Raw genomic sequence first — 14,046 nt, forward strand, 5'->3', positions numbered from 1 at the left:
ACGTGCGGTTTTTAGGCTACCCTATAAGGGCCTAGTACTTCACATGCCCTTCAAAGGGCATGTGAAAACCAACAACCGTGAAATAACTCTATGACCTACCCCTTAAAGGGGTCCACATATTCTTTCTTCGATAAATTATCCTGAATCATGTCTTCCTTTTCCTGATTCCTTATATACTCCTACACTACCTTTGTATTTGGCCCTACCGTGCTTACATAATAGCCTTTCGACCAAAAATGTCGGTTACCATATTTGTATTTTAGGTTTGCGTGCCTTTCAAAAATCATTAACGATGATTTTCCCTTTAAATACCCCATAAAACTTGATACCGATAATTTCGGCGGAATTTTTAGAAGCATATGAATATGCTCTTTCATTGCACATGCTTCTATTATTTCCACATTTTTATAGTCGCATAATTGCCTTAATATGCTACCTATATCCGTTCTAAGCTTTCCATAAATAGCTTTTCTTCTATATTTCGGTGTGAAGACAATGTGGTACTTACAGCTCCATTTGGTGTGTGATAGACTTGAATCATCATTGGCTTTACTTACCATTGACTTATCCTCCTATATCTTCAATTTTGGTTGTCAGCCTTATTCATTATATAGTGAGGATTTTTTATGTTGACCGCTTAAGCTCTTTGATTCCATACGCATAGCGTACGGTTTTTATAGCTAGACATTGTCTAGCTATAATAAAAAAAGCCAAATTATTCGATGATAATTTGGCTTATAAAAAACACGTAATTAATTGACCGCACTTCTGGAAACGGTTTTCTTACGACGGCCGGTTTTTACCGCCGAAATCGGCTCCAGTTTGACAAACTCAACGCCCAACGGCGGATTTTCCAACGCGAGACCTAACACTTCGTCGATGGTTTCCACCGCATGAATCTTCAGATCACGTTTCGCATTTTCCAGAATATCTTCCAAATCCTTTACGTTATCTTTCGGAATAATCACAGTTTTAATTCCGCCACGGTGTGCCGCCAACAATTTTTCTTTTAAACCGCCAATCGGCAATACTTTGCCGCGCAGACTGATTTCACCGGTCATCGCCACTTCCGATTTCACCGGATTGCCGGTTAAACAGGAAACTAAGGCGGTGCACATTGCAATCCCCGCACTTGGACCATCTTTCGGTGTAGCACCATCTGGCACATGGATGTGAATATCGCGTTTTTCGTGGAATTCAGGGTTAATGCCTAGTTTATCCGCACGGGAACGCACTACGGTCATTGCCGCCTGAATGGATTCTTTCATCACATCGCCAAGAGAACCGGTGTAGCTGAGTTTGCCTTTGCCCAGCACCGACGCGGTTTCAATAGTGAGCAAATCACCGCCCACTTCCGTCCATGCCAAACCAGTGACTTCACCGACGCGGTTTTGCGTATCGGCACGACCGAATTCAAAGCGTTTCACACCCAGGTAATCGTGCAGGTTTTTCGCATTGACTTTGATGGATTTTAATTTCTTATCTAACAGTAAGGTTTTTACTGCCTTACGACAGATTTTTGAAATTTCACGTTCCAGATTACGTACCCCGGCTTCACGTGTGTAGTAGCGGATAATATCCACAATCGCACTTTCATCAATGGTTAATTCGCCCGTTTTTAAGCCGTTACGCTCCATTTGTTTGGCGATTAAATGGCGGATGGCGATATTCAGTTTTTCATCTTCCGTATAACCGGATAAACGAATCACTTCCATACGATCCAATAACGGCGTCGGAATATGCATGGAGTTGGACGTCGCCACAAACATCACATCGGATAAATCATAATCCACTTCCAGATAATGATCGTTAAAGTGGGCATTTTGTTCCGGATCCAATACTTCCAATAAAGCGGACGCAGGATCACCACGCATATCGGAGGACATTTTATCAATTTCATCTAACAGGAAGAGCGGATTTTTCACGCCGACTTTCGCCATTTTCTGAATAAGTTTGCCCGGCAGCGATCCAATGTAAGTTTTGCGGTGACCGCGAATTTCCGCTTCGTCACGTACGCCGCCCAGCGCCATACGCACATATTTACGCCCTGTCGCATTAGCGATAGATTGCCCTAAAGAGGTTTTACCTACCCCTGGTGGTCCCACCAAACAAAGAATCGGACCTTTCAACTGATTTAAACGGGTTTGAACCGCAAGGTATTCCAGAATACGTTCTTTCACCCGCTCCAAACCATAGTGATCGGCATCTAAAATTTCCTGCGCCTTGGCAAGATCTTTTTTCACTTTGCTACGTTTGTGCCAAGGCACTTGTAACATCCAATCAATATAACTGCGCACTACCGTTGCTTCCGCCGACATCGGTGACATCATTTTTAATTTTTGCAATTCGGCTTCGGTTTTCTCACGCGCTTCCAGCGGCATTTTCGCCTCTTCAATTTTTTGGCGTAGCTGCTCGATTTCACTCACGGTATTTTCTACTTCACCGAGCTCTTTTTGAATCGCTTTAATTTGTTCATTCAAATAGTAATCGCGTTGGCTTTTTTCCATTTGTTTCTTCACGCGACCGCGAATGCGTTTCTCGACCTGCAATAAATCCGCTTCCGATTGCATTAAACCAAGCAAATATTCAAAACGCTCCACTACATTGTTCATCTCCAGCACTGCCTGTTTTTGTGCGACGGAAACCGGCAAATGAGACGCCAAGGTGTCGCTTAATTGTTCAAGATTTTCAATTTGTTGTAATGCGGAAAGAATATCAGGCTGAACTTTTTTGTTTAAATTCAAATAGTTTTGAAATTCATCCAACGCCGCTTTATGGACGACTTGTAATTCTTTCTTATTGCCAAGTGTACTGTTCAACGGCTCAATTTGCGCCTGAAAATGTTCACCGGAATCTTCAATATGATAAATTTTGGCGCGTTGTTGCCCCTCCACCAACACTTTCACCGTGCCGTCCGGCAACTTTAACAGCTGAATAATGTTGGCAACGGTGCCCACATCATACAAATCTTCAATGTCCGGCTCTTCCAATTCCGCCTGTTTTTGTGAAACCAACAACAGCTGTTTTCCATTATTCATGGCTTCGTCAAGACTGCTAATGGATCGTGGTCTGCCGACAAATAACGGCATCACCATGTAAGGAAACACGACAACATCGCGCAATGGCAATACCGGTATGGTTTGTAATTCTGATTTTTTTGCTCTCATCATGTACTCTCTTATCTAAATTCCGCTGGTTTGGCTCTATATTGGGATGGATTATGTAAATTCAAGACCTAAAACAGATATGCCGGCACAGAAAAGTGCGGTCGTTTTTTTCAGTGTTTTTTATTATTGGAACGGTTGTCAGTATAACCGAAATCGATTGGGGTAAGGCAAAATAAAAAGAAAATTCATTAAGAATGGCGGAGAGGGAACATCAATCTTTTACGCGCTTCCCTTGTCGTTACTGCATTCTTATATCGTTATGATCCCTCACTGGGAGTTAAACGGGGAGTTAAATTAGGTACTTGATTGTATTTCATACCACAAAATAAGCAAGTAAATTATCGCATTTCATTTAGTATAGTTTCAGGTTTACCATCTTTGCTTGAATACCTGCGGCTACAAGTTTTTCCGGATAGAGAATGATCCATTAAAGCGTTCGCTTTGTTCACTCATATCTACTCCTTTGGCTAACTTACCAATTTATGAACAATATTGAATCCATTTGGATTCAAATAGATCAGCTAAATAGTAATTAGATTAGGTAGTTAAAGCATTAGAATTGAGGTGTGATAATCGACATAACACCACTAGAGAAATGTTTGTATATTTATTGTGCAATCCACGTTAAAAAGCCACGTAAAATTTCACGTCACGGAAAATCCACTTCCCTCCCCGCCGGATTTGCAAAAAAAGCTTGCGTTTTTTCAGTTAATTTCAGGAGTTTAAAACATTTAACCAACTGATATATAATAAAAATATTGGATTCATGCCAAATTTCTTAACTGTAAAAATTTCACTAAATTTCAGTATTTTTCAGTTAAGAAAAAAGAGAAAACACCACAAATCAAATATAATTGATTGATATATAACAAAATAGTTAATTTTACGTGAGCAAAAATAAGGATTTTCTTTTCAGTTAAGAGGAGAATTGAAGTGAAAACAGCCAAGATACTGTATAATGTCTGTGGAAGTGATTCTATTATCAAAAGAACAGAAAGAGTTCATACTGATCTAAGTCGCCTTTACTGCATATGCAAAAATAAAGAATGTAATCATCGCTTTGTTATGTCAATGGAGTTTAGCCATTCAACGCGGGCAAGCGATCTAAAAAAAGATGAAATACTAAAAACACTTTTAGACCAGTTGCCCGAAACAAATAAACGGGAAATAATCCAATTTCTACAAGGTACTATGAATGAGCATAGCCGGACTTAATCGCCTCTATTTTGCATTGTTCTACATAATTTCCCCACGATTGCATAATTTCTTGTCTTGATCGCCACTTTTTGGATTTATCATACGCCGCACGCACTTTTCCGCGGTTTTCATGCGATAAACAAAGCTCAATTGATTCCGATGAGAATATATCCAATTCATGAAGATAGGTGCTTGCAATTGAACGCAAGCCATGAGCGATCAATAACCCCTTAAAGCCCATTCGTTTTAACGCTACATTAGCCGCTTGGGTACTCATCGGTTTGTTATAAGGAGCGGAGTAAGTTGCAAAAATATACTTACGATTAAAAGTGTATTGCTTCATCTGTTCTAGTATGTGTAACGCTTGAGTTGAAAGAGGAACACTGTGAGGACGTTTACCGCCCTTCATTCGCTCAGCAGGTATATGCAACGTTTTTGTTTTCCAATCAATATCCGTCCATTCCACCTGAACAGCCTCGGCAGGGCGCAAAATAGTTAATAATTGCCATTCAATTAAAAGTGCGGTCGGCTTCTGCACATTTGCGCTATTCAACACCCGGAAAAGTGCCGGCAATTCTTCCGGCTTTATAGTCGGCTGATTCTTTGATTGAATATAGTTAAATTCATCATGAACCTTCCGAAACGGATTTTTAATGATCAATTCTTCATCTTCTGCTAACTGAAAAATCTGCCCTAAAGCAATATTTATCTTATACAGTGTATTAGAATTTTTTAAAGGCAAAAGCGTAGGTAAGAATGACTTTAAATTTGCTTCCGTAATCGGCATAGATGCCAAAGTAGGGAATAAATGCAATTCTACCCGCCTAAATGCCTCATTAATGGTCTCTGCCTTAAATTTCCCCTGTATTAAGCGTTTATCACGCCATAGCCGCGCTAAATCTGCAAAATTCATAACATCTTGAGGCGGTTTGTTTTGCTCACTGCGATAAATATTAGGGTCAATATTACGCAATAGTAAACGGCGATATTCTTGCGCCATTTCTCGCGCATAAGAAAGGGATAAATCCAGATAACTTCCTAAACTGATTTTCTTATGTTTACCTAAAAATTTATAAGAAAAATACCAAATTTTAGCCCCGTGGGTGAAAACTCGAATATACAAGCCTTTACCATCTGATTTTGTATATTCTTTATCCAATGGTTTAAGATTTTTTAGGGTGGTATCGGTTAAGGGTTTAACAATTTTGCTCATAATCTTCTAACTAACTGATTTAATAGTGAATATCACCGTTTTAGATCCCACCTAGAAGAATAAAAATTTTACTGGGTGTTAAACTGGGATCTAAAAAGTACGAATATAAGCAATCAAAAATGAATGATAATGAACAATAACAAATAGTAATTTATTGAATTTATTAGTGTTTTTATCTAAAGATGAACGTTGGCGAACGTAAAAGAATTGATAAATGGCGGTGAGAGGGGGATTCGAACCCCCGATGCAGTTTCCCACATACACGCTTTCCAGGCGTGCTCCTTCAACCACTCGGACATCTCACCGTGATTAGGACTTGCGCACTATAAGGATTTCATTGAGCCTCGTCAAGTATTTTTGCAATTTGTATGATTAGAAGATAAAAATTTTACCAACAATCGGGTAAAATTAGCGCGAGTTAAAGGGCTATTCCATTCACTCTCACATCTTATTTTCATTATGCTAAAAAAATGGTTTCTTTCTAAAAATGTGTTCTTGGCGGTTAAACCTTTCAGCGCGCTAAAAGACAGTTTCCGTGCGGGCTACAGTTCCCGTCATTTGATCAAAGACATTATCGCCAGTCTTACCGTCGGGATTATCGCCATTCCGCTTTCTATGGCGTTGGCAATCGCCAGTGGCGTGCCACCGCAGCACGGGTTATATACAGCAATTGTGGCGGGGATTATCATCGCCCTTGCCGGCGGTTCCCGTTTTAATATTTCGGGGCCGACCGCCGCCTTTGTGGTGATTTTATATCCCGTCACTCAACAATTCGGGCTAAGCGGATTATTGATGGCAACCCTGCTGTCGGGCATTATTTTGGTGTTAATGGCGCTTTTCCGTTTAGGGCGATTAATCGAATATATTCCGCTGCCGGTCACGCTCGGCTTTACATCGGGTATCGGCATTGTTATCGCCACCTTGCAAATCAAGGATTTTCTCGGTTTAGACATTGCACAAATGCCGTCCCATTATCTTGAAAAAATACAAGTCATTTTGACCGCACTTCCAAGCATCAACTGGGCGGATACCGCCGTCGGCGTCGTCACCCTGTTCGTCTTAACCCAATGGCACAAACTGCGCCTGCCGATTCCGGGGCACTTGCCTGCGGTGATTATCGCCACCTTATTATCTTTAGGGCTGACCCATTTCGGCTTTTCCGTCGCCACCATCGGCTCACAATTTCAATATACATTATCCGACGGCAGCACCGGTTTTGGTATTCCCAGCATTCTACCGGAATTTGCTTTGCCGTGGAACATTCCCGATGCCCAAGGCAACCTGATTAACTGGAACTTCGACACCATTCAAAGTCTGCTTCCCGCCGCATTTTCCATGGCGGTATTAGGCGCCATTGAATCCTTATTGTGTGCGGTCGTGCTGGATAACATGACCGACACCAAACACCATTCCAATAATGAACTGTTGGCGCAAGGTTTAGGCAATATCGCCTCCCCGTTTTTCGGCGGTGTCACCGCCACCGCCGCCATCGCCCGTTCCGCAGTGAACGTAAAATCCGGTGCGGTCTCGCCGCTTTCCGGTGTGGTTCATGCGTTATTGGTGCTTTTTGCCCTATTATTCTTCGCACCGGCACTTTCCTATTTGCCGTTATCTTCCATGGCGGCGTTATTATTGGTCGTCGCCTGGCACATGGCGGATTTACCGCAAATCATTCAACTGATTCGCCGCTCAGGACGCAATGAAATCACGGTGTTATTGGTCTGTCTGGTGCTTACGGTGCTCTTTGACATGGTTATCGCCATCTCGGTAGGCGTCTTACTGGCAAGTTTATTATTTATCCGTACCATCGCCGAAATGACCAAATCCATCAGCATTGCCGTGCCGGAAGATTTAGACGACGTATTAATTTACCGTATCAGCGGACCGCTCTTTTTCGCGGCGGCGGATAATCTCTTCGCCGACCTGCACGACAAAACCGTGCACACGGATCACGAAATCAAACACATCGTTTTACAATGCGATGCCGTAACCGTGCTGGACACCGGGGGCATCCACGCCCTCACCCGTTTCGTGCAGCATATGCTTCCGCACCAACAACTTTATATGTGCAATATGCAATTCCAACCGCTGCGGACTATCGTTAAATCCGGTAGCCTGCCGGAAATCAAAAAAATCAACTTCGCCACCGATTTGCCGGAAGCATTGAATAAAATTCGGGAGTTTGAGGGAATTGAGGTTAAGAGTGAGAGTTGAATAATTCATTAAAACTAGCATACTTTTAATAAAACATATGTTTATTTTTTCTCCGTTTTAACATCCTTGGGAAACGGTAAACAATAAGCACGCTTAAAATCAGAATACAATCTAACATTTTTTGCCTGCTCATAGACTCATTCATAATCATACTAAAAACTATTGTCCAAATAGGCTCTAATAACATGATAATAGCTGCGTTATTAATATCACAATGCTTTTGCGTGACTGTTTGTAAAAATACTCACAGATTGGTAGCTATAAGAATACTACCGAAAAACCAAAACCAGGTATTTTCGGGAATAGGGAAATAGCATTTTTCAAAAATTAATGAGTAACTTCCAACTAAGAAACCAACAACACCTAATTGAATCGTAGTTAGAGATAAAGTCGGGATATTTTCAGAAAATTGATTATTTAAACAAAATATAAGGCTACAGAACATAAAGCAAGTAAAAAGAGTATATTATCATACGAAAAATGTAATCCCTCTCCTTCTTCATTTGAAAGCAAATATAAACCAGAAATTGCAAGTGGTAAAGAAAACCCAAAAATATATTTAGGCCGATATTGAAATAATATCTAGGATATCGCAGGCGTAATCAGCATTGCCAAGCTATGTAAAAAAGCACCTTCCCCCAAATAATCACTATGAGTTAAGTCTATAATCCATAAAAGCATATTTAAGATATAAGCAACTAACACTTACTGCCTTGACTATTTTGATATATTCTAACTTTCGAATAATAATGTAGGAAAATAGTGAAAAAATAAGAAATACCAGTGTAAAAAGCAGCCTGATAAACTCATATAAGCGGTATACTTTCAGAAAAAAACACCCTGAAGTAGTAATAAATTTTACAAAAGATAAAATTATCCCCCGAAATATTTACACATAAATAATCTATACATAGAAATCTGTACTTACCTAATAAAGTACAGCCCAAGAATTTTTATTTAGATTTATAAATTAAAACGACTCTATCATCAAAAGTATAATTCCCTTTTATAACACCTTTCGTCGATGGATTTTCAATACGCAATGGATCTGACTGTAATTCAGATTTTAGTTGATTTTCATAGCCTTCAATCGCTGCTTCTTTAGGATAGGTTTCATATCCATCTGAAGATAATTCAATCACTTTTGGTTTTTTATCAAACTTCCAAGTTTTTAATTCATTTTCAGGAATAGTAAAGCCATCTATTGCCCAATATTGAAATGCTTTTGGCGCATTTGGGTTGTTTTGAAATTCTGATTGTCTTTGTAATAATGGCATAATATAGAAACGACCGAGGTCATTTTCTTCTATTTGTTCAGGTGTAAGCTTAAGATCTTTCAGAATTTTTACTCTTAACGCGCTATTTAAAACATCTACATATTTAGCTTCATCATTGTAATTCACGCCATCAATTCTGGCTTTTGAATCGCCAATTGCAACAAGTTCATTAGAATCTAAGTTATACCAAATTAAAGTTGCAGTTGGTCTAAACAATGGATTTTTCTCAAAATCTACATCTGAATTTTGGTTATAGAACTCTTTGAATTTCTCATTAATTTTCTGTAAAACTACCTTTTTATCAGTATTAGGAGGCAACGATTGAAAAACATCTTGAATTATATCTCGGCTAACGCGTCCACCTTTTTTGCCATCATATTTCTTGCCTGATTTATCAGTAGCACCATCAAAAACTGCAAGATAATGATCATTAAAGAATAACCCATCTTCACAAATTTGATTATTTTTCTCACCTGGACCACCTTTCCCTTGAATAAAATAATCAATAGAGCCACTTTTAATCATACTTTGGACAGGTTTATCATAAGTCAGATTATCCTGTGCTAAAGTAACTAATGGTAGAAGTGGTAGAATAAACAATACTTTTTTCATAGTTTCCTCCTTGATAGAAACAATGTTATTTATTGAAATACATTTTTTTTAATGCCGCTTCCAAACCACGAAATTCAGCTAAGCCTTTTAATCGGCCAATAGCAGAGTAGCCTGGATTGGTTTTTTTATGTAAATCATCTAACATTTGATGACCATGATCCGGACGCATTGGGATTAAACGTGTTTCTCCCTTGTCTAATCGGCGATACTCTTCGGTTAATAAGGCTTTCACTACGTTAAACATATCTACATCGCCCTCTAGATGAGCTGCTTCGTGGAAGCTTAAAGGATTGTCTTCATGTTGGGTTGAGCGCAAGTGAGCAAAGTATATACGGTTTGCAAATTGTTCGGTCATTTTCACCAAATCATTATCAGAACGGACACCATAAGAGCCGGTACACATTGTAAAGCCATTAGCCGGTAATGGTTGGGTTTCTACAAACCATTGCATATCGTCAATAGTTGAAACAATGCGCGGTAAGCCTAAGATTGGACGCGGTGGATCGCCATTCTAATGCCGACTTCTTGCGCAACAGGGACAATTTCATTTAAAAAATGAGCCAAATGCGTACGAAATTTTTCTGGCGAAATATCTTTGTAACGATCTAATTGACCTTGAAATTCATCTAAGGTGTAGCCTTCCTCTGTCCCAGGCAGCCCGGCAATAATATTACGAGTGAGCTGTTGAATATCTTGTTCAGTCATTTTTTCGTAATAGACTTTTGCCGCTGCGATTTCATCTTTGGTGTAAGTTTGTTCTGCGCTCGGGCGTTTTAAAATATGAAGCTCAAAGGCAGCAAAAGCGATCTGATCAAAACGCAATGCTTTAGAACCGTCCGGTAATTCATAGGCCAAATCTGTTCTTGTCCAGTCCAAAACCGGCATAAAGTTATAGCAAACCGTATCAATACCACATTGTGCTAAATTGCGTAATGTTTGTTTATAGTTATCAATCCATTTTTGATAATTACCTGTTTGGGTTTTAATTTCTTCATGAACCGGTACGCTTTCAACCACCGACCATGTTAAGCTGGCATTTTCTACTTCTTTTTTGCGTTTTTCGATTTCTTCAATACTCCAAATTTCACCATTTGGAATATGATGAAGTGCAGTCACAATACTGGTTGCCCCGGCTTGTCGAATATCTGATAAAGAAACAGGATCTTTAGGACCGTACCAACGCCATGCTTGTTCCATTTTTTAACTCCTATTTATTTCTAACGTTCTACAACAATTGGACTCATATTAAACAAATAACCATCAAAATTAGGATCATCCACATCAGATAATTCAAAAAGTTTTTGTTTAACATTTTCTAAGTGTTGCCACATTGCTTTCTTGGCCATTGCAGGATCTTTTCTCTGTAAGGCCGTAATAATATTCTCATGATCTTGCAACCAAAGATGTCTATGACTTTGATTTGGAATATGAAGATGAAGCCCTTTCCACATTTGGCTGTTTACGCGAAGATCCCATAATGCTTTTTGCATTTGCACGATCACTTCATTTTGCGTAATTTCCGCGATAGTGCGGTGAAAATCTTCATCAGCAACGTAATCTTCGTCACCTTGCTCAAGTGTTGCCCGTTCTGTCGCTAAAATATCTTTTAGTTTCGTAATGTCAGCCCTTGTTGCTTGTAATGCAGCAAATTCAGCTATACTGCTTTCCAATAATTGACGCGCTTGCAGTAATTCAAATGGCCCGACATCTACCTTATCTAGCAAATCATCGTTACTTGCAGATCGTTGCGGTAATGCTATCACATACACACCAGAACCTTTTCGCACTTCAACAAGGTTCTCGATTTCAAGCATGATTAATGCTTCTCTAATGACAGTACGACTGACATTAAAATATTCGGCCAAATCACGCTCAGCAGGTAACTTATCACCTACTTTATATTGATGATTAGCGAGTTGTTCTTTTAATTCATTTCCTATTTTTTTGTAGGATCGTAAGTCATCTAAGTTCATAAGTTTTTCCTAAATTTAGTTTGATAAACTCAATTTATAATTTGAGTTAGCTAATTGACCATTAATAATTAATTTTCTTCTTTCTTGTTCAGGAAGACGGAAATTAATTTCTGTATACTTAGGTAAATAGTTGCCTGATCTTTCTAAAGTGAGTTCTATTGTTTGGCTAGTACATTTTAGATGAATATCAAGTTTTAAATACTTACCTTTCAAATAATCAAAACTTTCACCATCATCATCAAATATCGTGATTTTTCTTTCTCCCTGATTAATAAAAGGCATAATCAATAATTCTCGATAATTATCAGACAATATATTTTTCTGACCTTTTCTTGCCATTGGAACAACGCATCCCGCTCTTAAGAATAAAGGAATTCTCTCTAATAGTGCATCCACCGTGATTTTTTCGCCGCCATTAAACCACTCATGAGTATAAAAGTCATACCAACCCGTAAAATTTTGTGGAAGATAAACATCACGTACTCGTTGATCAGGCTCAACGATAGAAGCAATCAATAAATCCTCCCCAAAAAGATAATCATCATTTTCTTCAAATGTGTTTTTATCATGTTCATGATCAAGGAAAGTTGGGCGTAACATTGGTTCGTTATCATGGTGTGCTTTCCAAAGTGTATTATATAAATAAGGCATTAATACATAACGCAGTTCGATAGCATCACGGATAATATTTGTCACTTGTGGGTACATCCATGGCTCATTGACAGTTTTATCATCATTCCAAGAATGGATAGTAAAGCGTGGATGCATTACACCATTTTGAACCCAGCGAACAAATAACTCCGGATCTGGCTTCTCGCCTGAAAAACCACCAACATCATGACCGACGTTATAAAGGGCTGAGAGACTCATCCCTAATCCCATTTTGATGTTATAGCGTAATGTATTCCAGCTTGTACGGTTATCACCAGACCAAGTTTGAACATAGCGATTCATGCCTGGAGAACCTGAACGAGAAATTAAATATGGACGTTTATTTGGTGCATGCTCTAATTGCGCTTCATAAGATGATTTCATCATCAATAGTGGTTGTAATGGGCGTAATAAGTTAATTGGCATACCTTTTCCAAAATAATGGCATTTGGCATAGTTATCCCACACTTCAAATTCATTATTATCATTCCAAGTTGAATCAATGCCATAATCCAGCAATTGCTGTTTTACATTTGATTTCCACCAATTCACTGTATCTATGTTAGTAAAATCTAAATGTGAACCTTCATCATCCCAAAACATCGATCTTTCCGGATTATCAGATTCAGAATCTTTAATAAATAATCCCAATTTTTCCACTTCTTGATAACGTGGATGATCTCGCAATAAGCAGGGCTTAATATTAGCGGCTAGTTTTATTCCTGCATCATGGAAATGTTTTGTCATTTCTTTTGGTTGTGGAACTTTGTAATAATTCCAGTTAAAGACATAACGTTTCCCATTAATAGATGTATAACCTGATGAGAGCTGGAATGAATCACAGGGAATGTTGTATTCATCGCATAAATCTACGAATTTTTTAAGTTGCTCTTGTGCATCAGGTGCATCGGTGTAATGCATTGTAGAACCGCTATAACCCAAGCTCCATTTGGGTCCGAAGATAGTGCCACCGGTTAATTGGCAATATTTTTTCGTCACATCTAAAATTTTAGGGCCTAAAATGACGTAGTAATCAAGGTTTCCGTCTTCTGCTTTGTAAGTGCGGTAATAAGCGTGGTAGTTATCAATTTCACTACCTAAAATAAACCAGCAAGGAGCAAGGTTGTCATAATACAAGCCATAGCTAACATTGTCGGTATGGGTGATATAAAACGGAATATGTTTATAAAGTGGATCGGTATATTCTGCGTTATATCCCATTGCATCAAGATTACGCATTTCGAAGCGGCGACCGTGACGGTTGAGATTGCCTGTCTTCTCTCCTAGGCCATAATAATGATCTTGAACACTTCTTTGTAAATAATGAGAGACTTCAGTATTTGATATTCCCATTAAATAAGCACCGGTTTTTCTATCAGCAAAGAGTTTTTTCCATTCCCCATCTTGTTTATATTCCCATTCTAAATAGAGTGGTTGATGAATAGTTACCCTTAAAAGTGCGGTTGAAATTTCAAGTGTTTTTTCTGTTTGTTTGATTTCATAATCAGGACATGAGAAACCAACTAATGACCATTTATCACGGCCTCGCCAATCAACATCGGTTTGATTTGGTGTAATTGCCCAAGTATGTGGCACTTTAAATTCATTATTTTTCGTGAAAGCAACTCGCAATATGTCATTTTCTAATACAAAAATATGAAGTTGGTAGCCATGATCACAAGAAATATCAATGCGATGATTATGGTTTTCTACAAAAAGCCAATTTTTAATCGTTTTCATCT

The 14,046-nt window shown here is 38.8% G+C and carries 7 protein-coding genes, 1 tRNA gene and 2 pseudogenes; 2 read left to right on the forward strand and 8 right to left on the reverse strand.

The window, feature by feature from the left end; all coding sequences use genetic code 11:
• Positions 1-95: 95 nt before the first annotated feature.
• Both tnpA and lon read right to left on the reverse strand, forming a co-directional pair.
• Positions 96-560, reverse strand: a pseudogene (gene tnpA, locus DK423_RS09375) (IS200/IS605 family transposase).
• 192 nt (positions 561-752) lie between these two features.
• Positions 753-3,167 (reverse strand): endopeptidase La, encoded by a 2,415-nt coding sequence (lon, locus tag DK423_RS09380; protein WP_032996680.1) that lies wholly within the window; start codon positions 3,165-3,167, stop codon positions 753-755.
• A gap of 933 nt (positions 3,168-4,100) precedes the next feature.
• On the opposite strand from lon, the gene DK423_RS09385 reads away from it, so the two are divergent.
• Positions 4,101-4,382 carry an ogr/Delta-like zinc finger family protein gene (locus DK423_RS09385; RefSeq protein WP_080567486.1) on the forward strand — a complete coding sequence of 94 codons (282 nt, stop codon included), beginning with the start codon at positions 4,101-4,103 and terminating at the stop codon, positions 4,380-4,382.
• Here the strand turns inward: DK423_RS09385 and DK423_RS09390 are convergent.
• A complete protein-coding gene (locus DK423_RS09390; RefSeq protein ID WP_005557400.1) occupies positions 4,357-5,577 on the reverse strand; it encodes a tyrosine-type recombinase/integrase in 1,221 nt (406 codons plus the stop codon). The two genes, DK423_RS09385 and DK423_RS09390, sit on opposite strands and share 26 nt — an antisense overlap.
• 215 nt (positions 5,578-5,792) lie before the next feature.
• Positions 5,793-5,882, reverse strand: a tRNA-Ser gene (locus DK423_RS09395).
• A gap of 154 nt (positions 5,883-6,036) precedes the next feature.
• On the opposite strand from DK423_RS09395, the gene dauA reads away from it, so the two are divergent.
• On the forward strand, positions 6,037-7,791 hold the full coding sequence (gene dauA / locus DK423_RS09400; protein WP_109043964.1) for a C4-dicarboxylic acid transporter DauA: 1,755 nt from the start codon (positions 6,037-6,039) through the stop codon (positions 7,789-7,791).
• A gap of 953 nt (positions 7,792-8,744) precedes the next feature.
• Here the strand turns inward: dauA and DK423_RS09410 are convergent.
• The 4 genes and pseudogenes from DK423_RS09410 to DK423_RS09425 form a co-directional block, all read right to left on the reverse strand.
• Positions 8,745-9,680 (reverse strand): hypothetical protein, encoded by a 936-nt coding sequence (locus DK423_RS09410; protein WP_005557395.1) that lies wholly within the window; start codon positions 9,678-9,680, stop codon positions 8,745-8,747.
• A 25-nt stretch (positions 9,681-9,705) separates the two neighbouring features.
• A pseudogene (gene uxuA / locus DK423_RS09415) lies at positions 9,706-10,877 on the reverse strand (mannonate dehydratase).
• Between the two features lie 20 nt (positions 10,878-10,897).
• Complete coding sequence (locus DK423_RS09420; RefSeq protein ID WP_005557388.1) at positions 10,898-11,653, reverse strand: FCD domain-containing protein; 756 nt, start codon at positions 11,651-11,653, stop codon at positions 10,898-10,900.
• A gap of 15 nt (positions 11,654-11,668) precedes the next feature.
• Complete coding sequence (locus DK423_RS09425; RefSeq protein WP_005557386.1) at positions 11,669-14,044, reverse strand: glycoside hydrolase family 31 protein; 2,376 nt, start codon at positions 14,042-14,044, stop codon at positions 11,669-11,671.
• Positions 14,045-14,046 lie beyond the last annotated feature (2 nt).

This window comes from Aggregatibacter actinomycetemcomitans, assembly GCF_003130205.1.
GTDB lineage: Bacteria > Pseudomonadota > Gammaproteobacteria > Enterobacterales > Pasteurellaceae > Aggregatibacter > Aggregatibacter actinomycetemcomitans_A.